The organism is Streptomyces spectabilis (genome assembly GCF_008704795.1).
Lineage (GTDB): Bacteria > Actinomycetota > Actinomycetes > Streptomycetales > Streptomycetaceae > Streptomyces > Streptomyces spectabilis.
On sequence record NZ_CP023690.1, the window covers coordinates 9,680,180 to 9,702,163 of the forward strand.

Genomic DNA, 21,984 nt, shown 5'->3' on the forward strand with positions numbered 1-21,984 from the left:
CCGTGGCACCGGGACGGGCCACGGCCGACCAGGCCAGTCTCCACCTGCTGAGCGGGCCAGGGAGGAGGGCCTACTCGGCGCCGCTGGACTCGGCGGCGTCCGGGCGGCGGCTGGCGCGCCATTCGCTGACCGCCGTCCAGCCCAGGCTGCCGACCACGCCGGTGTAGAGCGCGAGCCAGAAGTCGAGGGAGGCCCCCGAGTCCACCACCTGGTCCACGAACAGCATGGTGACCAGGCCGAGGAGCAGCAGCGTCCCGTACATCTTGCGGCGGGCCGCGCGCTGCTTGCGGCGCGGGCCGTCGGCGAGCCGCAGGGCGTAGATCTCGACGTCCCCGAAGACGTCCTCGGCGTGCTCGCCGGAGGGCACGGCGGCGAGGTGCTGCCGGGCCTCGCGCACGTGCCCGCGCGTCTCGGCCATCGTCATGCCGTGCCGCCCGCGCAGCAGCCCGCCGAGCCGCGCGAGCCACGCCGCGTCGTCGCGTCCCGCGGGCGGGTGCGCCGCGAACCACCGGTCGACGACCCGCTCCGGGAAGGCGAAGGTGCCCACGGCCCACGCCGCGCACCCGGCGAGGAGGACCGGCACGGGCACGCTGAACAGGTGCCCCTCCGGTACGGCGACGCCGACCCCGCCTCCGGCGGCGATGACGCCGGGCACACCGGCGGCGAAGGCGTACGCGCCCTTGAACCGCCCTGCGGACCGCGCGACGACGGCCACGGCGGTCAGGACGACGGCGAGGACGATGGTGGTGACGGCCACGACGGCGGGCCAGCTCACCTCCACCCACAGCCCGTCGCTCACCCAGGAGATGGCGCACAGGACGACACCGACCACACCGAGCGTGCCGAGCGCGGCGGGCAGGCGCTCTCCGGGGGTGAGGCCGTGCGTATCGGTCCGCGCCCGGTACTCCTCGCTGACCCGTTCATCGGCGACGGAACGCGCGTACGCCGCCGGCGCGCCGAACAGCTCCTGGGCGGTGCGCCCCTCCTCGCGCACCAGCTCGTGCACCTCGGTGAGGACGTCGTCGGCGAGCCCGGCGGGCGCGTCGTGGTCGAGCACGAGACGCACCTCGACCGTCGCCGCCCAGTCCGCGTCCTCCTCGCGGTCCCAACGGAGCCTGTTCTTCCGCGTCTTGTTCTGCGACTCGTTCTGTGACGTGGTCACGGCTGCTCCTCGTCCCCCGCACCGTCGGCCAGCGTGGCGACCGTGGCGGTGAACGCGTGCCACGCGGCTCGCTCCCGCCGCAGCCGCTGCCGTCCGGCCTCGGTGATCCGGTAGTACTTGCGCCCCGGCCCGCCTTCTCCCGCGCCCCACTCGATCTCGACGGCGCCCTCCTCTTCGAGGCGGCTCAGGGCGGGGTACAGGGCGGCGGGCTTCACGCCGGTGAGTCCCGCGTCGGCGAGGCGGCTGAGCAGGGCGTACCCGTAGCTCCTCGCCTCGCCGTCGAGGACCCCGAGGAGGCAGAGCGGCAGGGCCGCCCGGGTCCAGGCCGCCGTCCCATGGGCCGCCGCTTGGTCTGCCACCGAGGTCGCTCCTCTGTTTCACCGACTATTACGGAATCCAGAATAGTCGGAGAGGGGAGTACGCGATCACGCACCCCCCGGCACGGACACCGCCGCGAGCCAAGAGACCAGGAGACGGTTGACCTCGTCCGGACGCTCCTGTTGCACCCAGTGGCCGCAGCCGTCCAGGAGGTGGGACGAGACGAGGCCGGGAAGCGTGGCCGGGTAGGCCTGGACGGCGTCGGCCATCCAGGTCGTGGAGGCGTCCAGGGCGCCGCCGATGAACAGGGACGGCTGGGTGAGGGGCGAGCCGTCGAGTCCGGCGAGGTCCTCCCAGTCACGGTCCATGTTCCGGTAGCGGTTGAGGGCGCCGGTCATCCCGGTGCGCTCGAACTCCCCGGCGTAGACGTCGAGATCGGCCTCGGTGAGCCAGGAGGGCAGCCGGTCCTGGGGGAAGCGGTCGCGCAGTGTCGCGCCGCCGCTGACGAAGTGCGGGTCGGGCTCCCCGCGCGCGGGCATGGTGTCGGCGGACAGCGCCGCGTAGAAGCCCGCGAGCCAGCCCCGGACATCGGGCTCGATCTCGGCCTCGGCCCGGCCGGGCTCCTGGAAGTACGAGACGTAGAACTCCTCGTCCCCGCCCATCCCCGCGAAGACCTCGCTGGGGCGGGGGCCGCCGGGCGGGACGTAGGGAACGCTCAGCAGACCCACCGCGCGAAAGACCTCGGGGTGGAGCAGCGCGGACGTCGCCGCGATGTTCGAGCCCCAGTCGTGCCCGATGACCACCGCCGTCTCCTCGCCCAGGGCGCGGACCACGGCGACGTTGTCCTCCACCAGGGCGCGCATCCGGTACTCCCGCGTCGCCGACGGCCTGGAGGAGCGGCCGTAGCCGCGCACGTCCAGTGCGACCGCCCGGTACCCCGCCGCCGCGAGTGCCGGGAGCTGACGGCGCCAGGAGTACCAGGACTCGGGGAAGCCGTGGACGAGCAGGACCAGCGGCCCGGCCCCCTGCTCGACCAGGTGCAGCCTCCCGGCGGGTGCGTCGACGACGCGATGGCGCGGCTTTTCGGACGGCGTGGGCCGGTGCATGGCTTCTCCTCGTGTTCCAGCGGACCGCGGGTACGCATCGATCATGCGTCTCGACGGCCGGGGAACGTGAACGCCCTTGACGCTTTGGCAAACTGACAGGTCAAAGGGGTCGCACAAACCGGCTTGGGAGGAGTGGGGCGGGATGAGGGACGACGACGTCGACGAGGTCGTGGCCGCCATGGGGGCGCGGATCGCGGCCGCGCGCGAGCGGCGCGGAGACACGCTCACCGACGTGAGCCGCGCGACCGGCATCCCCCTCAGCACGCTGTCGCGCGTCGAGAACGGCCGCCGCAAGCCGAACCTGGAACTGCTGCTGCGCCTGGCGAAGGCGTACGACACCCCCTTGAACGAATTGGCAGGCACGGCGCCCGCCGCGGCGCGGGAGGCGTGCGGGCCCCCGCGGCGGCGGCCGTCGAGCGACAAGGCCGTCCTGCCGTTGACCCGGTTCGTCGGGGGCCTGCACGCCCACAAGCACGTCCTGCCCGCGACCGGCGACCAGCCGTCACGGCCGCGTCAGTCGTCCCACGAAGGCCATGAGTGGCTGTGCGTGCTGTCCGGGCGGCTGTGGCTGGCGCTAGGTGAGCACGACCTCGTGCTCACCGCGGGAGAAGTCGCCGAGTTCGACACCCGCACCCCGCACGGAGTCGCCAACGCCGGGTCGGGCGGACCGGTCGAGTACCTCGTCATGTTCGGGCCGCAGGGCGAGCGCCTGCGGCCGCGCGTCACAGCCGATTCAGGGCCGCTCAGGGGCGCCTGAGGTCCGCGGCTCGGCCGGGGCCCAGTCGCCCCGCAGCCGTACCGCCGCGCGCCCGGACGCCGGGTCACGCTCAAGGATCACGTACCGGCTGAGGACGGCGAGGGCGACGATGCAGCCGCTCATCTCCAGGCCCTCCTCCACCAGCGTGCCCAGCATGAGCACGACGCTGTGGCCGTTCTCGAGCGCCCAGCCGTTGAACGCCTCGGTCACCAGGGCCCCGCCCAGATACACCCCCAGTGCGCCGAGCACCCCGTTCCGCAGGTCGCGCGGGAGCTTGCGCGCCCACAGCACGGCGCACACGGTGCCCGCCGCCGCGAGCAGCGCGCCGGGCAGCACCCAGGCGTGCGTGGGCAGCGCACCACCCGCCCACTCCTTCCACGACCGGCCGACCTCGCCGAGGCGCTCGTGCAACGACACCGTCTCGTCGATGCTCAACAGGGCGGTGGCGGCGGCGAGACCGAGCCACGAGAGGCGCCCCGGGCGCGCGTCGCGCCCGCTGAGCAGCGCGGCGGCCAGCGCCACCCCCGCCACGGCCAGCAGCAGCGTGCTGTTCCACCACGTGGCCAAGTTGGCCTCGACGTCGACGTTCACCAACCTGCGGATGGTCGGTATGGAGTCGTAGTGGTTGTAGGCACGCGTACCGAGGTCGGCGGCGAGTAACAGCGCGGTGGCTCCTGCGGCGCACCACAGGACGCGGCGGGCGGGCGGTCTCACGAGCTCACCGACGCGCTGGTCGTGGGTTTGAGTATCGGTCATGCATACGGAGGCTAGCGGCTTGATCAGCGGACGAAGTGCCGGGGGCGCCGCGCAGGGTGTGCTTTCCGGACAGACTTCTCGCCCGTGCGAAACGGTTTGCCGCCGATGGCTCCCCTCGGATAGGAAGCTCGCATGCTGAGGGGCGACAAGGTCGGGCTCAGGGCCCGGCACGAGGACGACATCCCGATCCTCCAGGCCGAGCTCAACGACGACGTGGTCAACTACTCGCGGTCCGACACCCGCCCGTGGCGACCGGTCACGCCCGGCTCGAAGGACTCGCAGTTCGTGGTGGACGACAAGGAGCAGCGGCACGTCTCGTTCTCCGTGGTGGAACTGGGCGGCGGCACACTGGTCGGCGACGCGGTGCTGTGGAACATCGACAACCACAACCGGTCCGCGCACATCGGCCTCGGCCTGCTGCCGTCCGCCCGCGGCAAGGGCTACGGCACCGACGTGGTCGCCGTCCTCAGCCACTACGGCTTCGTCGTGCGCGGCCTGCACCGGCTGCAGATCGAGACGCTGGCGGACAACCCCGCGATGCTGCGCTCCGCCGAACGCAACGGCTTCGTCCGCGAGGGCGTGCTCCGCTCCTCGGCCTGGGTGATGGGCGAATTCGTCGACGAGGTGCTGCTCGGGCTCCTCGCCCGGGACTGGAAGCCGTAGGGCTGGCGGGCCGGTGGTTCCCGTCGCGTGACCTCACGGTCCGCCGGACCGTGAAGTATGAGCCATCAACAACCCGTCCTGGGGACACAGGGGTTGAGGGAGCGGCCCGTGGGGCACGGCTGTGCTCGACCGGGCACGGGAGCGGAAGGAGCCGGGGCGATGAGCGACACGGGCACGGCCGGTGAGCGGGCGGCGCGCGGCGGGGACGGGGGAGGGGCCGCACTCGTCGAGGCGGCGCTCGGCTTCGTGTTCCCGGCCGCGCTCAGGGCGGCCGCTCTCGCGCGCGTGGCGGACCACCTCCCCGAGGGACCGCGCGCACCCGCCGAGCTGGCCGCCGCCACCGGGACGGATCCGGCGGCCCTGACCCGGGTGCTCCGACTGCTCGCCACGCGGGGCCTGTTCGGCGAGGACGAACAGGGGAGGTTCCGCCTGGAGGCGGCCGGGCAGGCGCTGCGGTCCGACGTCCCAGGGTCCGTGCGGGACGCGATCCTCATGATCACCGACCGTACGTTCTGGCTCCCGGCGGGGCGGATGGACCACTGCCTGAACACCGGCGAATCCGTCTTCGAGGAGATCTTCCCCCAGCCGTTCTTCGACCACTTCGCCCAGGACGCCGAGACCGCCGCCGTCTTCCACGACGGCATGGCCGCCATGTCCGGCGTGGAGAACGGACCGATCGCCCACGCCTACGACTTCCCGAAGACCGGCACCGTCGTGGACGTCGGCGGCGGCCAGGGCGGATTCCTCGCCGCCGTCCTGCGGGCCGCCCCGGGGCTCGACGGTGTCCTGTACGACCGGACCCACGTCCTGGCCGGGCACCAACTGGGCGACGACGAGGCGCTCGCCGGCCGGTGGTCCACCGCCGAGGGCGACTTCTTCGCCGACGTGCCACGGGGCGACATCCTCGTCCTCAAACGCATCCTGCACGACTGGCAGGACGAGAGCTGCGTCGGCCTGCTGCGCGCCTGCCGCCGCGCGCTCGCTCCGGGCGGCCGGATCCTCGTGGTGGACGCGGTCATCGCACCGGACAACCGCCCCCACCAGGCCAAGGACCTGGACCTTCTGATGATGACCTCGCTCGTGGGCCGCGAGCGCACGTACGACGACTTCCGTACGCTGCTGACGGCGGCGGGCCTGCGCCTGACCCGCGTCGTGCCCACACCTACCGTCCTGAGCATCGTCGAGGCCCAGGCCTTGGACGACGCGTCAGGGACGGACGGCTCCTGAGCGGGACCGAGGGCTACGCCTTGCGGGCGAGCAACTGGACCTCTTGGAACTGCCGCTGGTCGGTGGGGGCCGGTTCGATCACCGTACGGGCGGCCTCGGCCAGCCCGTGGTCGCGCAGGAGCGCGGCGAGGACGTCGGGGGACCAGCGATAGGCCGTCGCCACCGCGTGGTCGTACGCCTGCGTCTCGTGGTCGGGGCCGTCGGTGGCGGGGAAGTCGATCAACAGCTGCCCGCCGGGAGCCAACACCCGGGCGATCTCGGCCAGGACGGGCGGCACGTCCCGCGGCGGGGTGTGGATGACCGACCACCGCGAAAGGACTCCGCCCAGCGAGCCGTCCTCGATGTCGAGGGCGGCCATCGAGCCGACCTCGAACCGAAGCCCGGGGTGCGCCTCGCGAGCGAGCTCCACCATCGCCGGGGAAGCGTCGACACCGAAGGCGTTCAGGCCCAACCCGTGCAGATGAGCGGTCACGTACCCCGGCCCACAGCCGAGGTCGGCGACCTCACCGCCCCCGTTCGCTCGCACCAGCTCCGCGAACGCGCCCAGGAGGGCACGCTCCAGAGGGCGCTCGCGCAGGGAGTCGCGGAACAGCTCCGCGTAGGTCGATGCGATGGCGTCATAGGACTCACGGGTGGTCTGCAACGTCTGAGGCTCGGTCACCGGGAGACCGTAGCGGATGGAGCCGGAGCGCCCGCCCGTGGGGCGGGTCGTTACGGTTGGCCCATGCACGTACGAGGAGTGGATCCGCGAGACACCACCTGGGAGCAGGACGACGCCACCTACCGGGTGTACTTCTGGGACAGGTCGTCGACGGCATCGGACGAGTACGAGGTGACGGGCGCCGACGTCGAGGAGGTCCTGGCCTGGGCGCGCGCCAAGGCGGCGGAGACGGGCTCGGCCTACACCCTGTACGTACGCGTCACCGACGACGGCAGGCCCGGCCTCGTCCGCCTCGGCGGGGTGACGGGCGACCCGTTCGCCTGACCTCCTCACCCGCCGCTGCGGACTCCCGTCAGGTCGGCGACGCCGGAGTCCACGGCCGCCGCGGAGGCAAGGCCGCCTGGGGCCCGCCCGGTGTCCGCGGCTCAGCGCAGGGCGAACTCGGCCAGGACGGTCGTGCCCGTGCGCGAAGGGCGGATCGTGGTGTGGTCCGCGTACGCCTCCACGAGGGCGAGGCCGCGGCCGGACTCGGCGCGCAGCGGGTCGGCGGTGGCACCGTCCGTGGCGGCGGCGCGGCGGCGCGTCACCCGGCGGTGCCAGCAGCCGGTGTCGTGGACCTCGGCGCGCAGGACGCCGGGCAGCAGCCGCAGCCGCAGAGTGACACGGGGGCTGCCGCTGTGCAGTATGACGTTTGTGACCAGCTCAGTGACGACGAGCGCCAGCGCCTCGCAGGTGGCGGCATCCAGGTGCCAGGCGCGCGCGGACGCCGTCGCCGAGCGGCGCAGGGCCGGGGCCGCTTCGGCGGTGGCCGCAAGGGTGGCCAGCGACTCACGGTGCGCGGCGGCCGGACCAGGAGGCGCCGGAGGCGTGGCCGGGATCGCAGCGGTGCCCGTCCGGGACCGGCGCTCGTACTGGGCGGTGATCATGCGGTCCTCCCGCTGCCGTGCCCGCGGCGTCGCAGCACGGGCGCTTAGCACGCTGTCAACCGCGGTGGGCGAAAAGCAATCAGTGCCGGGCGAAATACGGATACGCAAAGAAGGCCGGAAGGCCTGGTAGACGGCGTTCAGGAGCAGCGTGGTCACGCAGGGTGAAGAATTCTGGATAGGCCGGATACGGCGGACTCTGACCGAGAAGAGCGCCGACCCCGTCCTGGTCCTGGTCGGTGGAGCCGCGGGCACCGGCAAGAGCCGGCTGTTGCGGCGCCTGGCCGGGCTGCCGGAGGCCGTCGGCGCGGTCACGTCCTGGAGCTGCGGCCGCGAGCAGCCCCCGGACCTCGGCGCCGATGCCCCGGCCCTGTTCCTTGTGGATGACGTCCACGTGGCGGACGAGGACGCCCTGGCCCGGGTGCGGGATCTGGTGGAGCGCCCGGGCGCGAGGGGGGCCGTCGTCGTCACCTACCGTCCCGAAGAGCTGGCCCACCCCGGCCTGCCGTTCGGCGCGGCACCGCTTCGCTACCCCGAGGACCTGGTGGTCCTGCGCCACCACGTACGGCCCTGGCAGGCCGGTCAGGTCGCCGAGGCGGCGAGCTCGGCACTGGGGGAGGGGTGCGCCCCGCAAGCGGCGGCACGGCTGCACGAACTGTCGGGCGGCGTGGCCCAGGTGGTGGTCGACCTGCTGGCCGTCCTGCGCGACAGCGCGGGGCAGCGCTGCACCGCCGCCGACGTCGACGCCGCGGGGGTGCCCGTGCGGCTGGCCGAGCTGATGCTGCACCGCACCCGCGCCCTGCCCGGACCCGCACGGCGCGTGGTGTGGGCGGCGGCGGTCCTCGGTGAACCGGCGTCCGGGGCGGACCTGCTGACGGTGGCCGGACTGGCGCCGCCGAAGACGGCGGCACCGGACGACAGCTCCGACAGCTCCGACAACCGCGACAACCGCAACGGCCACGCAGGGCCCGATGGCGCAGGCGCCCTGATAGCCGCCCTTGAGGGAGCCGCCCTCCTGGAAGACGCCGAGCACCGCTACGTCCTGCCGGTTCCGCTGGCGGCCACCGCCGTGCTGGAGTCGGTCCCCGGTCCCGTACGCCAGGAACTGCACGGCCGGGCGGCCGCACTGCTCCAGCGCAGGCACCCCGTGCCGTGGGCGGCCCTGGCCCGCCACCGCCGGGCCGGTGGTGAGATGCGCGCCTGGCTGCGGGCCGTGGAACGCGCGGCCCGGCAGTCCGCCGCCGAGGGCCGCCACCAGGAAGCCATCGCGCTCCTTGAGGACACGCTCGCCTCGCCCCTGGTGTCCCGGCCCGCGCGAGCCCGTCTCGCTCCCGTGCTCGCCGCCAGCGCCGTCGTCGCGCTGCGCTCCGACCAGACGGTCGAGGTGCTCACGCAGATCGTGCAGGACGAGAACCTGCCGCAGGCCGTGCGCGGCGAGATGCGCCTGGACCTGGGCCTGCTGCTGTGCAACCAGGTCGGCAGGAGCACACACGGCTGGGCGGAGCTGGAACGGTCCGCCGCGGAACTGCGCGAGGAGCGGCCGGAGCTGGCGGCCCGGGCCATGTCGGCCCTGGCCATGCCCTACTGGCCGGGTAACTCCCTGGACGTCCACCTGGCCTGGATGCGCGACGCCGAGCGGGCCAGCGCGGCGAGCGGCGACGAGGTCGTGAAGACCGCCGTGGCCGCGAACCGGGCGGGCCTGGCCCTCAGTTACGGCAACCCCGAGGGCTGGGAGCTGCTGAAGGCCCTCCCCGTCGACAGCCCCGACCCGCGCTGCCGCCGCCACGTGGCCCGCGGCCTGTGCAACGCCGCGGACTCCTCGGTGTGGCTGGGCTTCTACGACCGTACGCGCGAACTCCTCGACCAGGGCCTTGAGCTGTCCGCGCGCAGTGGTGCCCCCTACACCGAGCGGACCGCGATGGGCACCCGGCTGCTCCTGGAGTGGGCCACGGGACAGTGGGAAGGCCTCAGCGAACGCTGCGAGGCGTTCGTCCGTGAAACCGCCGACATGCCCGTCATCTCGGCGGACGCCCGCACCGTACTGGGCCTGCTCCGCCTCGCCCGGGGCGGCTGGGGCCCGGCCGGATCGTGGCTGTCGGGCAAGGAAGCGCCCTTGGCCGAACACGCCGCCGCGCCCCTGGGCGCGACCCTGGCCGGGGCGCTCATCCGGCTGGCCCTGGCGCGCGAGGACCTGGCGGGCGCCGCCGCGCAGGCCCGTTCCGCCTGGAACGCCATCCTCACCAAGGGCGTGTTCGTGTGGGCCGCCGAGCTGGCGCCCTGGGCGGTGGAGGCGCTGGCGCGCGACGGCGACGCCGCGGGCGCGCACGAGATCGCGGACGCCTTCGCCCACGGCCTGACCGGTCTCGCGTCCCCCTCCGCCGACGCGGCCCTGGTGTGGACCCGCGCCGCGCTGGCCGAAGCCACCGGCGACCCGGCGCGGGCCGTACCCCTCTACCAGCAGGCATCGACCGCCCTCGCCGCCCTGCCCCGGCCCTACGCCCGCGCCTTGACGGCCGAGGGCGCCGGGCGCTGTGCCCTGAGAGCGGCGGACCAAGACACCCCGGAAGGCGCCGGCAGCGGCACCCGCGAGCAAGCCCTCGCCGAACTCGCCTTCGCCGCTGAGCAGTTCAGTGACCTCGGCGCGGCCTGGGACGCGGCCCGCGTGCGCGCGCTCTCCCGCGCCCACCAGCCCGAGAAGGAACGCCGCAGGCCCGGTCGGCCCTCCTACCGTGACCAGCTCTCCCCGCGCGAGCGCGAAGTCGCCGAACTGGCGGGCAACGGCCTGACCAACCGCGAGATCGCCACCACCCTGCATCTGTCGCCCCGTACCGTCGAACAGCACGTGGCCCGGGCCATGCGCAAACTGGGCATAGCGACACGGCAGGAGTTGGGCATGGCCGGCCAGTAGCTCCGGCATTCGTACGGCCCAACATGCCCCGGGCGAGGGTGTGTTGAGGGAGCCGATGCTCACTCCGCCGCTAAAACCCCAGGTCAGGCCTAGACCAACACGGCTCACGGCCCTGGTTAATTGCGTATCCGTAGGTTGGCCCTTCCGGATAGGCGCGGTGTCCGCTCGGCCATAAGTTCCCTGCCACCGGTTGGTCGAACATTCATCTGTTGCAGGTCGTACGAATCCTGCGTGACGGACGGACGTGCGCCCGGCCGGTGATGCGCAACGGCACTTCCGCAGGGATCCCCACCAGGCGCCCCGTCCGACCGACGGGCGGTTGACGACTGTCCCCCGCGGTTCCCGTGCGGGGCACGTCCGCCGATGACCCGGCGGACGGACCCGCGCCGCCCGCGCGTCAGCGCGTCCGTGCCGCCCCCACATCCCCACACGCACGAAACGGCCGGACGCGCAGTACATCGAGCGATTTGTCATGCACGGCACGAACCGCTGGTCCGGCCTGCCCGGACCAGCCCGTGAAAGGCCACACCTTGCGCGGTTCCAGACGCACACGCATATCCCTGCTCGCGGCGGCCACCACGGCCGCCCTGCTCGGCACCGGAGTCACCACCGTCCTCGCAGCCCCGGGCCCGGACGCCGCCGCCACCCCCGGCGCGTCCGTGGCGAAGGCGGTCCCCACCGAGCGCATCATCGTCGGCTACACCGCACGCGCCGACGAGGCGACCTCCAACACCGAGGCCCGCGACGACGCCCGCGACAAGGGCGAGGACGTCGGTGAGAGCCTCGACTTCAAGCGGCGCCTCGGCACCGGCGCCGCCCTGGTCGACCTCGGCGACAAGCTCGGCACCAAGGACGTCAAGGACGTCATGGCCGCCTACGCCGCCGACCCCGACGTCGCCTACGTCGTTCCCGACACCCGCATGTACGCCGCGGCCGCCCCCGACGACACGTACTACCCCCGGCAGTGGGACCTCTTCGAGGACCGGGCGGGCATGAACGTCCCCGGCGCCTGGGCCAAGGGCGCGACCGGCGAAGGTGTCAACGTCTCTGTCATCGACACCGGCTACGTCAACCACTCCGACCTGGCCGCGAACGTGGTCTCCGGGTACGACTTCATCTCCGACGCCTGGATGGCCCAGGACGGCGGCGGCCGGGACAGCGACCCCGCGGACCCCGGCGACTGGATGAACCGCGGCGAGTGCGGCACGGACCGCAACGGCCAGCCCGTGCCCGCCCGCGACACCAACAACTCCTGGCACGGCACCCACGTGGCCGGCACGATCGCCGCGTCCGGCAACAACGCCAAGGGCGTCACCGGCATCGCCCACCGGGCCAAGGTCCAGCCCGTCCGCGTCCTGGGCAAGTGCGGCGGCACCACGGCGGACATCATCGACGCCATCACCTGGTCCTCCGGCGGCACCGTGCAGGGTGTGACGGGCAACCCGTACCCCGCCGACGTCATCAACATGAGCCTGGGCGGTGGCGGCGCCTGTGACGCCGGTACCCAGAGCGCGATCAACGCCGCCGTCAACCGCGGCACCACCGTCGTCGTCGCGGCCGGCAACTCCAACGCCAACGCCGCGAACTTCAACCCGGCCAGCTGCAAGAACGTCATCGCCGTCGCGGCCGCCGACCGCCAGGGCAACCGGGCCGTCTACTCCAACTACGGCAGCGCCGTGGACATCACCGCCCCCGGCGGCGAGACCTCGCCCAACACCGCCGACGGCATCCTGTCCACGCTGAACTCCGGCACCCGCGGCATCGGCAGCGAGAACTACGTCGCCTACCAGGGCACCAGCATGGCCGCACCGCACATCGCGGGCCTCGCCGCCCTGATGTACCAGACGAGCCCCGGCATCACCCCGGCGCAGATCGAGTCGGCCATCAAGAGCAACGCCCGCCCCCTGCCCGGCACCTGCTCCGGCGGCTGCGGCGCGGGCCTGGCCGACGCGACGACGACCCTGTCCGCACTCGGCGCACGCTGAGCCCACCGGGGCCCGGTGCCGCGACGGCACCGGGCCCCGCCCCGCGTACGCCCAGCAGCACTCACTGCTCCTTCGGACGCGGTACGGGCAACGAGCCGACGGGACACTCCGCGACGCCCGCCGTGTCCCGCGTGATGGCCTCGGCGTTCTCCGCGGCCTTGGCCGGGTCCGTGACCCACAGCCGGTAGAAGTCGAACGGGCACTGGGCCACACCCCGTTCGCCCTCGCCCGCCGTGTGCACCCCGGAGTAGCCGCGGTGCAACAGCTTGAACAGGTGGTTCTGCGACTGGTCACGGGCGCGCGCGTCACGGATCGCGGACACCGACAGCTGGGCGTACTGAATGCCGTACTCCTCCTCACCGGTCTCGCCCAGCGTCCGCCCGTCGAAGCCGATCAGTGAGGAGTGCCCGAAGAAGGAGTACACGCCGTCGAACCCCGTGGCGTTGGCGACCGCGACATAGACGTTGTTCGCCCAGGCCATCGCCTTGGCCATGAGCACCTGCTGCTCCTTGGCCGGGTACATATAGCCCTGGCAGCGCACGATCAGCTCGGCGCCCTTCATCGCGCAGTCCCGCCAGATCTCGGGGTAGTTGCCGTCGTCACAGACGATCAGCGAGATCTTCATGCCCTTGGGGCCCTCGGTCACGCGCGTGGTGTCCCCCGGGTACCAGCCCTCGATCGGGCACCACGGGAAGATCTTCCGGTACGTCTGCGCGATCCGGCCCCGGTCGTCGATGAGCACCAGCGTGTTGTACGGCGGCTTGTGCGGGTGGTCCTCGTGGCGCTCGCCGGTCAGTGAGAAGACGCCCCAGACGCCCGCCTCGCGGCAGGCGGCGGCGAAGACGTCGGTCTCCTCGCCGGGCACGCGGGACGCGGTGTCCAGCATCTCGTCCGGGTCGTACATGATGCCGTGGGTGGAGTACTCGGGGAAGACGACGAGATCCATCCCCGGCAGGCCGACCTTGACGCCCCTCACCATCTCGGCGATCTTCCGCGCGTTGTCAAGGACCTCGGCCCTGGTGTGGAGCCGGGGCATCTTGTAGTTCACGACTGCGACCCCGACAGTGTCCGGGCCGGAGGAGATGTCGCCATGGCGCATCGTCCGCTCCTTCCGTTGCGTTGCCGTACGAGGGTGTCCCCGCCCAGACAAGCGCCCGGCCCGTCGGCATGACAAGCGTTCCGACAGCGAACGGCCACAGCCGACGTCCGGCCCGAGGCCGGTGCGGATGAACGGGTGAAACCCGCCGCGTACGGGCCCCCGAACAGATGACCACGAGCGGTCCGGGGTACGTACTCGGGCGCTCGGGCCCACCCGTGGGCCCCCGGCCGCCGAAGGACGTCATCATGCCGGAACCCCGTCCCCCACGACGCCGGGGCGGCGCGCTGCGCGCGCTGGTCCTCGCGTTGTCCGCCCTCCTCACTGCAACCGCCGCCGTCGCCGTACCGGCGGCGGGCGCCGACGAAAGCGGCCGTCCGACGGCGCGTGGCCCGGCGGCCGACAGACCGGTCGTCGTCACCGACCACGGGCCGGTGCGGGGCCGCTCCCACGACGCGTACGACACCTTCGAGGGGATCCCCTTCGCCGCACCGCCGACCGGGCCGCTGCGCTGGCGCGACCCGCGGCCCGCGCGGCCCTGGCAGGGGGTGCGCGACGCGGGCGCCCCCGGCCCGCAGTGTCCGCAGTTCCCGATGCTCGGGTCCGGTCCGGCCACCGGCTCTGAGGACTGCCTCACCCTGAACGTGACCGCACCGTCGTCCCCGGCGCCGGGCCGGGGACGGCCGGTCATGGTGTGGGTGCACGGCGGCGCCTTCACGTTCGGCTCGGGCTCCACGTACCGCGCCGAGCGCCTCGCCGTGCGGGGCGACACCGTGGTCGTGACGCTCAACTACCGGCTCGGCGTCCTCGGCTTCTTCGGCCACCCGGAGCTGCGCGGCGCGACGAACTTCGGCCTCGCCGACCAGCGTGCGGCGCTGCGCTGGGTGCGGGCGAACGCGGCGCGCTTCGGCGGCGACCCGGGCCGCGTGACGCTGTTCGGCGAGTCCGCGGGGGCGCTGAGCACCTGCGCGCACCTCACGTCGCCGAAGTCCGCCGGACTCTTCCAGCGGGCCGCGCTGCAGAGCGGGTCCTGCATGACCGCGTTCCCGCGCGGCGCCGTCGTCCCCGCACAGCCCCGCTACGAGCCGTTCGTACCGCGGAGCCGTACGGAGACCGCGGGCGTGGCCGCGGCCGCCACGCTCGGCTGCGTGCGGCCGGGCGACACGCTCGACTGCCTGCGCCGTCTGAGCACCGACGAACTGGTGACACCCGCCCTGATGCAGACGTTCTCCCTCGTCTCCTACGGCGGTGGCGGACTGCCCCTGCGCCCCGACCGGGCCCTGGAGAAGGGGCGTTTCCACCGCGTCCCCGTGGTGCAGGGAACCAATCGGGACGAGATGCGGCTCTTCCTCGCCCTGACCCAGTCGACGACCCCGATCCCTGACGCCCGCGCGTACCGGGCCCGCCTCGCCCACTCCTTCGGCGCGTCGGCGCCGGCCGTCGAGGCGCGGTACCCGCTGGCCGATCACCCCTCGCCGGGCCTCGCGTGGGCCGCCCTGGTGACCGACGCCTCGTTCACCTGCGGCGCGCTGCGGGCGGACCGCGCCCTGGCCGCGCGCGTACCCACGTACGCCTATCTGTTCAGCGACGCGAACGCGCCGCGCCTGCCGGGCCTGCCGGTGGTGGCGGGCTATCCCTACGGGGCGGCCCACGGCTTCGAGCTGGCTTACCTCTTCCCCAGGGCCACGGTGCCGGAGTTCACCCCGGAACAGCGCGCCCTGGCCGACCACATGACGGCCTACTGGACCCGCTTCGCCACCACCGGCGACCCGAACTCCCCGGACACCCCCGAGTGGCCCCGCTTCGGCCCCGGCCCGACCGTGCAGTCCCTGGCACCCGGCGCGGGCGGCATCCGCCCGGTGGACGCCGCCGCCGCACACCACTGCGCGTTCTGGGACCGGCTGGCCGACTGACGGCATGAGCCCCCGCCTGGCCCCGGAGATGATGCCCACCGGCCTGGGCCAGGCACCGGGGCCTGTGGAACGATCAGCTCCATGGTGTCTGTGAGTGATCTGTTGCCCAGTGAGGCGATCCGGCTCGGCGCCGCCGCCGAGGACTGGCGCGGTGCCGTCCGGGCTGCGGGCGAGCTGCTGGTGGCGACCGGAAGCAGCACCGACACGTACACCGCCGAGATGATCCGGAGCGTCGAGGACAACGGTCCGTACATCGTGCTCGCGCCGGGTTTCGCCTTCGCGCACGCACGGCCCTCGCCCGCGGTACTGCGTACGCGGATGTCCTGGGTGCGGCTCGCGCGGCCGGTGGAGTTCGGGCACGAGACGAACGACCCCGTCGACCTGGTCGTCGCGCTTGCCGCGCGGGACGCCTCGCAGCACACCGAGGCGATGGCCTCGCTGGCCCGGCTGCTCGCCGATCCGGAGACCGAGCGGGCCCTGCGGGAGGCGCCCACGCCGCAGGCCCTGCGGGCCCTCCTCGCGGGGGAGGAGCCGGGACCCGTGCGGGGCAAGGCGGCGGAAGGCGCCGCGACCGGCGGCCGCACCGTGCACAAGATCCTCACCGTCTGCGGCAACGGCCTGGGCACCAGCCTGTTCCTGAAGAACACCCTGGAGCAGGTCCTCGACCGCTGGGGGTGGAGCCGGTACGTGACCGTGGAGGCGACCGACACCATCTCCGCCAAGGGCAAGGCGGCGGAGGCCGTCGCGATCCTCACGTCCCGCGAGATCGCCAGGACCCTCGGCGACGTCGGCATCCCCGTGAAGGTCGTGGACGACTTCACCTCCGCCGCGGAGGCCGACCGGGTGCTGCGGGACACGTACGACGTGTGAGCGCGGCACCGCACGCGACAACAGCGAAGAAGCAGGAGGTGGGACGTCGTGGACTGGCTGGTGTCGGTGGCGAAGTTCCTGGTCGATGAAATCCTCAGCCAGCCCGCGTACTTGATCGGGCTCATCACGGCCGCCGGTCTGATCGCCCTGCGCAAGTCGGCGGGGCAGGTCCTCGGCGGCGCGATCAAGGCGACGCTCGGCTTCCTGCTGATCGGCGCGGGCGCGGGCCTCGTGGTGGCCGCCCTCGCGCCGCTCGGCGAGATGATCCAGGGGTCGACGGGTGCGCACGGCGTGATCCCGACGAACGAGGCCATCGTCGGCATCGCCCAGGCCGAGTACGGCTCGCGGGTGGCCTGGCTGATGATCCTCGGCTTCGCGGTCAGCCTCGTGCTCGCCCGCTTCACGCCGCTGCGCTATGTCTTCCTGACGGGCCATCACATGCTGTTCATGGCCACGCTCCTGACGGTGGTGCTGGCCACCGCCGGACAGGAGTCGTGGGTCGTGGTCGTCGTGGGCGGGGTCCTGCTCGGCATCCTGCTGGTGGCGATGCCCGCCTTCGCCCACCCGTGGACCAAGCGCGTCACCGGCAACAACACCGTCGCGATCGGTCACTTCGGCACCGCGGGCTACGTCGTCGCCGGGGCCGCGGGGCAGGTCGTCGGTCGGCGCAGCCGCTCCACCGAGGACATGAAGCTGCCCGAGGGCCTGCGCTTCCTGCGGGACTCGATGGTCGCCACGGCCCTGTCGATGGTGCTCATCTACGTGATCATGTCGCTGGTGTTCCTCGCCAAGGCGGGCAAGGAGGCCGCGTTCAAGGCGTTCGCCACCGACGGCGGTCCAGCGGCCCCCGGCATCGGCGCGTACGTCATGCAATCGATCATGCAGGGCCTCCAGTTCGGCATCGCCGTCGCCGTGATCCTCTTCGGCGTACGGACCATCCTCGGCGAGCTCGTGCCCGCCTTCCAGGGCATCGCGAACAGGCTGGTGCCGGGCGCGGTGCCCTCGCTGGACGCGCCGATCGTCTTCCCGTACGCGCAGAACGCCGTCCTCATCGGCTTCATCTCCAGCTTCGTCGGCGGTCTGGTCAGCCTCGGCCTGCTCGCCTGGATCCTCGAACCGGCCTTCGGCCTCGCTCTGGTCCTGCCCGGCCTGGTGCCGCACTTCTTCACCGGCGGAGCGGCGGGCGTGTACGGCAACGCCACCGGAGGCCGACGCGGCGCGGTGGTCGGCGCCTTCCTCAACGGCGTCCTCATCACGTTCCTGCCCGCGCTGCTCCTGGAGGTCCTCGGCGCCTTCGGCAAGGAGAACACGACGTTCGGCGACGCGGACTTCGGCTGGTTCGGCGCCCTCATCGGCAACGCCGCCAAGGCCGGGACGGCGGGAGGCGTCGTCCTGATGCTGCTGCTCGGCGCGGTGATCCTGGCCGGGGCCATCGTCATGCAGAAGCGGGTCGTGGAAACGGGCTGGGACCCGGGCGCCCGCCGCGACGCGCTCCTGCCCCGCGAGGAACCGCCGCCCTCCACGGCACCCGCCGCCCCGACCACCGCGTACGGAAAGATCGCCCCGCCCCCGGGCGCACCGAGACCACCCGCGCCGCCGAGCACGGACTGACGCCCCAGGGGCCATCGTGCCCCGCACGCCCTGGCGCGCGCCGCCCCGGCCCTCCGGGGAGCGGTCATGTGCGCTCGTGCGGGGTGCCGCGGCAGATCCTGACCGAGACCGAGGCCAAGCGGCGCATCGTCGGGCTCAACCTGCGGGTATGGCGCCACGCGGAGAACGCGCAGAGCGCCGCTGTCGCGTGGACGACGGTCCGCCTGCTCGCCCAGCCGTACGCGAGCCGGCTGGGCTACCTCGAGGAGTGGCAGGCGTAGCCGCGCGGGGTGACCGGGGGCTGCTCCTGCCCCTTGCGGGCTCGCGCTACACCGGTGCCCGGAAGCCGCCGATCTCTCGCTCGAGCAGCTCGGCAAGGCGCAGCGGGGTGCGGTCCTCGAGCATCGGGCCGATGAGCTGCACCCCCACCGGAAGGCCTTCGGGGGACCGGCCCGCGGGAATGGCGGTGGCGGGCAGGCCGGGCATGGTGGCCACACCGGCCCAGACGAGCTGATCGAAGTAGGGGTGGCCGACGCCGTCGATGTCGAGTCGGCGGCGCAACGGATCGGGGTCGTGGTCGTGCGGGAACGCCGGGGTGGGCGTGATCGGACACACCACGGTGTCGAACTCGGCGAAGAGCTGCCGCCAGGCGTGGCGGTGCAGCTCGCGGCGGCTGTTCGCCTCCATCCAGTCGCGGTGGCTGAACACCATGGCGCGCAGCCGCGTGGCGTCGAGGCTCTGGTCGTCCTCGCTCAGCTCGGCGGCCCGGATCCGCAGCTGCTCGTACCCCTCGACGGGAAAGCGCGCGACGGAGCCGGAGATCAGCAACTGCGTGTAGAGCACCCCGGCCTCGGCCAGGTCGGGCAGCAGCGGACTGTGCCGTTCGACGCGGGCGCCGCCGTCGATCAGGGCGTCGGCCACCCGCTGCACGCCCGCCCGTACGGCGGACCCGGTCGGGATGAGCGGGTGTTCGTCGAGGACCAGGACCCGGAAGTCGCGGAGCCGCTCGTGTCGGGCGGGCGGCAGCGTCACGTCGTGGGCCACGCCGAGCGTCAGCGGGTCCGGTCCTGCCATGACGTCGAGCAGGAGCGAGAGGTCGCGGGCCGTGCGCGCCATCGGCCCGACGACGGCGAGGTCGGACTCGACGGGCAGGGCGGGCCCTGGCGGCGGGACCATGCCGCGGGACGCCGCGAGGCCGAGTGTCGGCTTGTGCGCGTAGACGCCGCAGAAGTGGGCGGGGGTGCGCAACGAACCGGCGATGTCGGAGCCGATGGACAGCGCGCCGAATCCACAGGCGAGGGCCGCCGCCGATCCGCCGGAGGAGCCACCTGACGTACGGCCGTGGTCCCACGGGTTGTTGGTGGTGCCGTAGATCTCGTTGAAGCTCTGCACATCCTGCAGGCCCAAGGGCACGTTGGTCTTGCCGAGTATGACCGCGCCCGCGTCCTTGAGCCGCGACACCTGCACCGCGTCCTCGGCCGGTACGAAGTCCCGGTGCGGCGGCATGCCCCAAGTCGTGGGCAGTCCGGCCATGTCGAAGGACTCCTTGACCGTGACCGGGAGGCCGAGCAGCGGCCGGTCCTCACCGCGGGCACGCGCTTCGTCCGCGTCGCGCGCGGCGGCCCGCGCACGGTCGAAGTCCGGCACGCAGATCGCGTTGACCGCCGTGTCGTCCCGCTCGATACGGGCGATCGCCTCGTCGGTCAGTTCCGCCGAGGACACCTCACCCGCGCGCAGCGCGGCCATGAGTTCTTCGGCCGTCTGAAAAATCCGTTCCGTGAACATGAATCGGACAGTACGGGGCCCTCGGTGAAGCCATAAAACGCCTCTTCGCGCAACGGGACGAACCGGCGAGCCAGCCCGGTCCGGTGCAGTCCGGTGACTACGCCGGTGCCGACCCGACCAGCGGCCCCCAACGCGTCATATGACGCACCGACCCCGCAGCGCCGTCTTGACCCCACTGCTCCCTCGCGGTTGCATGCCTGTGGTCCTCTGGTGAGGAACTGGAGGAGAAGCCGTGTCCTTCTTGGGGGGAAAATGACGGTACATCCGAACCGGAGCACCACCAGACATGTGCGGGCCGCCCTGAGCGTGGCGGTCGCCGTCTGCGCGGTCACGGCGGCGCTGCCCGCAGCCGCCTCGGCCGGGCCCACGGCCCCCGAGGGCGTCGCGGGCGGCCGCGGAGCCGGTGTCGAGAGGATCACCGTCGCGGGCGACGGCACCCAGGCCGACGGCAATTCGTCCGGCGCCTCGATCACACCCGACGGCCGCCACGTCGTCTTCTCGTCGTCGGCGAAGAACCTCACGCCCGACGCCCCGGAGCCGGGCGACCTGGTGTACGTGCGCGACCATCGGACGAGCCAGACCAAGCGGATCGGATCACTGTCCCCGCTCCAGCCCCCGGTGATCAGCGGCGACGGGGAGCACGTCGCCTACCCGGTGCAGTGGGTGAACAACGTGCGGATCCGCCAGTACCAGGTGAGCACGGGAGCGACGGTGTCCGCCAACTGCTCGGCCTACAGCTGCAACCAGCCCTCGCTGAGCACGGATGCCCGCCACATCGCCCTGGTCATCCGCAAGCCATCGGCGTCCGGCCAACGCATCGAGGTGCACGACTGGGACACCGGCACCAAACAGACCCTCGCCGACTTCGGCCACACCCAACCGTCCGCCCCGTCCATCAGCGGCGACGGCCACCGTGTCGCCTACCAGGACGGCAAGGCACAGGACGTCTTCGTGTGGGACCCGACCGGTGCCACCGCCTCCGGCCCGATCGAGGGCCCGTCCAAAGCGGCGACGCTCGTCCAGCTCAGCGACGACGGGAACAAGGTCGTCTACCTCTCGGGCTCCGACACCTACGTCCACGACGTGAGCGCGGGCACCGCCCAACTGGTGCCGAACGCGCGGGGCGTGGCCATTGATCCCACCGGCCGCTATCTGCTGTACGCCCCGCACGACACGACCGGCCCCTCGCTCGTGCTGCGCGACCTGCCGACGGGCACCGACGAGACCGTCGCGCACCAGCCCGCCTCGGCCAGGCCCGACGCGGTCAGCGCCGGCGGGCGCGATGTGGTCTTCCAGTCCACGGCCGACGACATCGTGCCCGGTGACACCAACGGCAAGTCGGACGTGTTCGTGCGCCACTTCCTCTGACCTGCGGGGCTCCGGTCGGGCTCTGACGGGCGACACCACCCACCCGGGCATCGAGCAAGGCGCCAGCGCAGCGCTCAGCCAGGTGCTACGGGGCTGCTACTGCCGGGTGAACTGGCGGAACAGCCCGTCGCCCGTGGGGCCCTCGGAGCGGAACCCGCACTGTGTGAGCAGCCGCTCGGCCCGACCCGCAGGGAACACCCGGTACGGGCAGCACATGTGCGCCACGATCTCGCCCGACCCGGCTCGTCCTTCCGTACCGCCCTGCTTGACGTAGTAGTCCTTGACGAAGACCCCGACGTCGACCTGGCGGACCTCCTGGGCATACACGAGGCCGCCGGGCAGCGGGCGCTCGTAGGCGTGGTGTGGGACCTGGACGGCCAGGGCCAGGATGCCGTCGGGCGCCAACGCGTCGTGCAGGTGGGCGAGCGCCGTGGCATTGTCCTCCTCCGTCACGAGGTGACTGCCGAGCATGATCGCGTCGTTCTGCTCGTCATGGATGAAGTACCAGATCCCACCCACGGAGTACGCCGCCTGGAAGGGCGCCGTAAGCACGGGTTCGCGGATGTCCCCGGCGACCAGCCGCACCCGCTCGCCGAGGCGGCGGCGCGCCTGCGCGAGCATGCTCTCCGTGTGGTCGATGCCCGTGATGGTGAGCCCGGAGGCCTTGAGGCCGAGGAGCTTGGCACAGACGAGACCGGTCCCCACTCCCAGCTCCAGGAGCTCGCGGCGGTCGCCGATGAGGGTGATCAGGGCGCGGGCGTAGGCGTCGTAGTCGTAGTAGCCGGAGGTCATGATCAGGTCGTAGTGGGCCGAGAGTCCCGCGTAGGAGTCACTCATGACCGGGGACCATAGCGAGGGCGGCACGGCGCCGCGACCAGTAGCGCCGCGACCACACC

At 72.8% G+C, this 21,984-nt stretch carries 19 protein-coding genes and 1 pseudogene; 11 read left to right on the forward strand and 9 right to left on the reverse strand.

Translation table 11 applies throughout. The features are described from left to right. Nucleotides 1-70: 70 nt before the first annotated feature. The 3 genes from CP982_RS40935 to CP982_RS40945 form a co-directional block, all read right to left on the reverse strand. Complete coding sequence (locus CP982_RS40935; protein WP_150515137.1) at nt 71-1,162, reverse strand: hypothetical protein; 1,092 nt, start codon at nt 1,160-1,162, stop codon at nt 71-73. After that, nucleotides 1,159-1,521 (reverse strand): PadR family transcriptional regulator, encoded by a 363-nt coding sequence (locus CP982_RS40940; protein WP_150515138.1) that lies wholly within the window; start codon nt 1,519-1,521, stop codon nt 1,159-1,161. The genes CP982_RS40935 and CP982_RS40940 overlap by 4 nt, the downstream gene beginning before the upstream one ends. A 66-nt stretch (nt 1,522-1,587) precedes the next feature. Then, on the reverse strand, nt 1,588-2,586 hold the full coding sequence (locus CP982_RS40945; RefSeq protein WP_150515139.1) for an alpha/beta fold hydrolase: 999 nt from the start codon (nt 2,584-2,586) through the stop codon (nt 1,588-1,590). Nucleotides 2,587-2,728: 142 nt separating this feature from the next. Here CP982_RS40945 and CP982_RS40950 point away from each other — a divergent pair, with 142 nt between their 5' ends. Then, complete coding sequence (locus CP982_RS40950) at nt 2,729-3,343, forward strand: XRE family transcriptional regulator (RefSeq protein WP_150515140.1); 615 nt, start codon at nt 2,729-2,731, stop codon at nt 3,341-3,343. Here CP982_RS40950 and CP982_RS40955 read toward each other — a convergent pair. Beyond that, a complete protein-coding gene (locus CP982_RS40955) occupies nt 3,320-4,099 on the reverse strand; it encodes a hypothetical protein (RefSeq protein WP_150515141.1) in 780 nt (259 codons plus the stop codon). The two genes, CP982_RS40950 and CP982_RS40955, sit on opposite strands and share 24 nt — an antisense overlap. A gap of 132 nt (nt 4,100-4,231) precedes the next feature. Between CP982_RS40955 and CP982_RS40960 the strand changes: the two genes are divergently transcribed. Continuing rightward, nucleotides 4,232-4,762 (forward strand): GNAT family N-acetyltransferase, encoded by a 531-nt coding sequence (locus CP982_RS40960; RefSeq protein WP_150515142.1) that lies wholly within the window; start codon nt 4,232-4,234, stop codon nt 4,760-4,762. A 159-nt stretch (nt 4,763-4,921) separates the two neighbouring features. After that, nucleotides 4,922-5,989 (forward strand): methyltransferase, encoded by a 1,068-nt coding sequence (locus CP982_RS40965; RefSeq protein WP_150515143.1) that lies wholly within the window; start codon nt 4,922-4,924, stop codon nt 5,987-5,989. A gap of 13 nt (nt 5,990-6,002) precedes the next feature. Here the strand turns inward: CP982_RS40965 and CP982_RS40970 are convergent, their stop codons facing one another. Then, nucleotides 6,003-6,650, reverse strand: a complete 648-nt coding sequence (locus CP982_RS40970; RefSeq protein WP_150515144.1) for a class I SAM-dependent DNA methyltransferase — start codon at nt 6,648-6,650, stop codon at nt 6,003-6,005. Between the two features lie 63 nt (nt 6,651-6,713). Between CP982_RS40970 and CP982_RS40975 the strand changes: the two genes are divergently transcribed. Next, nucleotides 6,714-6,974 carry a hypothetical protein gene (locus tag CP982_RS40975; RefSeq protein WP_150515145.1) on the forward strand — a complete coding sequence of 87 codons (261 nt, stop codon included), beginning with the start codon at nt 6,714-6,716 and terminating at the stop codon, nt 6,972-6,974. A gap of 101 nt (nt 6,975-7,075) precedes the next feature. On the opposite strand, the gene CP982_RS40980 is transcribed toward CP982_RS40975, so the two are convergent. Beyond that, on the reverse strand, nt 7,076-7,576 hold the full coding sequence (locus CP982_RS40980) for an ATP-binding protein (protein ID WP_150515146.1): 501 nt from the start codon (nt 7,574-7,576) through the stop codon (nt 7,076-7,078). Between the two features lie 148 nt (nt 7,577-7,724). Here CP982_RS40980 and CP982_RS40985 point away from each other — a divergent pair, with 148 nt between their 5' ends. After that, on the forward strand, nt 7,725-10,481 hold the full coding sequence (locus CP982_RS40985) for a helix-turn-helix transcriptional regulator (RefSeq protein ID WP_150515147.1): 2,757 nt from the start codon (nt 7,725-7,727) through the stop codon (nt 10,479-10,481). A gap of 530 nt (nt 10,482-11,011) precedes the next feature. Continuing rightward, a pseudogene (locus tag CP982_RS40990) lies at nt 11,012-12,454 on the forward strand (S8 family peptidase); the annotation flags it as partial. A 73-nt stretch (nt 12,455-12,527) separates the two neighbouring features. Here the strand turns inward: CP982_RS40990 and CP982_RS40995 are convergent. Beyond that, complete coding sequence (locus CP982_RS40995; RefSeq protein ID WP_150515149.1) at nt 12,528-13,565, reverse strand: aliphatic amidase; 1,038 nt, start codon at nt 13,563-13,565, stop codon at nt 12,528-12,530. 245 nt (nt 13,566-13,810) lie between these two features. Between CP982_RS40995 and CP982_RS41000 the strand changes: the two genes are divergently transcribed. The 4 genes from CP982_RS41000 to CP982_RS41015 all read left to right on the forward strand — a co-directional run bounded on the left by CP982_RS41000 (nt 13,811) and on the right by CP982_RS41015 (nt 18,216). Continuing rightward, nucleotides 13,811-15,475 (forward strand): carboxylesterase/lipase family protein, encoded by a 1,665-nt coding sequence (locus CP982_RS41000; protein ID WP_150515150.1) that lies wholly within the window; start codon nt 13,811-13,813, stop codon nt 15,473-15,475. 81 nt (nt 15,476-15,556) lie between these two features. Then, nucleotides 15,557-16,345 (forward strand): PTS sugar transporter subunit IIAB, encoded by a 789-nt coding sequence (locus CP982_RS41005; protein ID WP_150515151.1) that lies wholly within the window; start codon nt 15,557-15,559, stop codon nt 16,343-16,345. A 48-nt stretch (nt 16,346-16,393) separates the two neighbouring features. Beyond that, nucleotides 16,394-17,956: a PTS ascorbate transporter subunit IIC gene (locus CP982_RS41010; RefSeq protein WP_150515152.1), complete on the forward strand. Its 1,563-nt coding sequence runs from the start codon at nt 16,394-16,396 to the stop codon at nt 17,954-17,956. A 68-nt stretch (nt 17,957-18,024) separates the two neighbouring features. After that, the gene (locus tag CP982_RS41015) at nt 18,025-18,216 is read left to right on the forward strand and encodes a DUF6221 family protein (RefSeq protein ID WP_150515153.1); all 192 of its coding nucleotides are present in this window, start codon (nt 18,025-18,027) and stop codon (nt 18,214-18,216) included. A 46-nt stretch (nt 18,217-18,262) separates the two neighbouring features. On the opposite strand, the gene CP982_RS41020 is transcribed toward CP982_RS41015, so the two are convergent. Beyond that, nucleotides 18,263-19,720 carry an amidase gene (locus CP982_RS41020; RefSeq protein ID WP_150515154.1) on the reverse strand — a complete coding sequence of 486 codons (1,458 nt, stop codon included), beginning with the start codon at nt 19,718-19,720 and terminating at the stop codon, nt 18,263-18,265. A 252-nt stretch (nt 19,721-19,972) separates the two neighbouring features. Here CP982_RS41020 and CP982_RS41025 point away from each other — a divergent pair, with 252 nt between their 5' ends. Continuing rightward, nucleotides 19,973-21,088, forward strand: a complete 1,116-nt coding sequence (locus CP982_RS41025; RefSeq protein ID WP_170316604.1) for a TolB family protein — start codon at nt 19,973-19,975, stop codon at nt 21,086-21,088. 96 nt (nt 21,089-21,184) lie between these two features. Here CP982_RS41025 and CP982_RS41030 read toward each other — a convergent pair whose 3' ends face one another. Further along, the gene (locus CP982_RS41030; RefSeq protein WP_150515155.1) at nt 21,185-21,925 is read right to left on the reverse strand and encodes a class I SAM-dependent methyltransferase; all 741 of its coding nucleotides are present in this window, start codon (nt 21,923-21,925) and stop codon (nt 21,185-21,187) included. Nucleotides 21,926-21,984: the final 59 nt, after the last annotated feature.

Excerpts from the sequence above, each read along its gene's own strand:
- CP982_RS40975 (WP_150515145.1), top strand. The coding sequence starts at position 6,714 with ATGCACGTACGAGGAGTGGATCCGCGAGACACCACCTGGGAGCAGGAC.
- CP982_RS40995 (WP_150515149.1), bottom strand. The coding sequence starts at position 13,565 with ATGCGCCATGGCGACATCTCCTCCGGCCCGGACACTGTCGGGGTCGCA.
- CP982_RS41005 (WP_150515151.1), top strand. The coding sequence starts at position 15,557 with ATGGTGTCTGTGAGTGATCTGTTGCCCAGTGAGGCGATCCGGCTCGGC.
- CP982_RS40950 (WP_150515140.1), top strand. The coding sequence starts at position 2,729 with ATGAGGGACGACGACGTCGACGAGGTCGTGGCCGCCATGGGGGCGCGG.
- CP982_RS41030 (WP_150515155.1), bottom strand. The coding sequence starts at position 21,925 with ATGAGTGACTCCTACGCGGGACTCTCGGCCCACTACGACCTGATCATG.
- CP982_RS40980 (WP_150515146.1), bottom strand. The coding sequence starts at position 7,576 with ATGATCACCGCCCAGTACGAGCGCCGGTCCCGGACGGGCACCGCTGCG.
- CP982_RS40965 (WP_150515143.1), top strand. The coding sequence starts at position 4,922 with ATGAGCGACACGGGCACGGCCGGTGAGCGGGCGGCGCGCGGCGGGGAC.
- CP982_RS40955 (WP_150515141.1), bottom strand. The coding sequence starts at position 4,099 with ATGACCGATACTCAAACCCACGACCAGCGCGTCGGTGAGCTCGTGAGA.
- CP982_RS41020 (WP_150515154.1), bottom strand. The coding sequence starts at position 19,720 with ATGTTCACGGAACGGATTTTTCAGACGGCCGAAGAACTCATGGCCGCG.
- CP982_RS40960 (WP_150515142.1), top strand. The coding sequence starts at position 4,232 with ATGCTGAGGGGCGACAAGGTCGGGCTCAGGGCCCGGCACGAGGACGAC.
- CP982_RS41025 (WP_170316604.1), top strand. The coding sequence starts at position 19,973 with ATGACGGTACATCCGAACCGGAGCACCACCAGACATGTGCGGGCCGCC.
- CP982_RS41000 (WP_150515150.1), top strand. The coding sequence starts at position 13,811 with ATGCCGGAACCCCGTCCCCCACGACGCCGGGGCGGCGCGCTGCGCGCG.
- CP982_RS40945 (WP_150515139.1), bottom strand. The coding sequence starts at position 2,586 with ATGCACCGGCCCACGCCGTCCGAAAAGCCGCGCCATCGCGTCGTCGAC.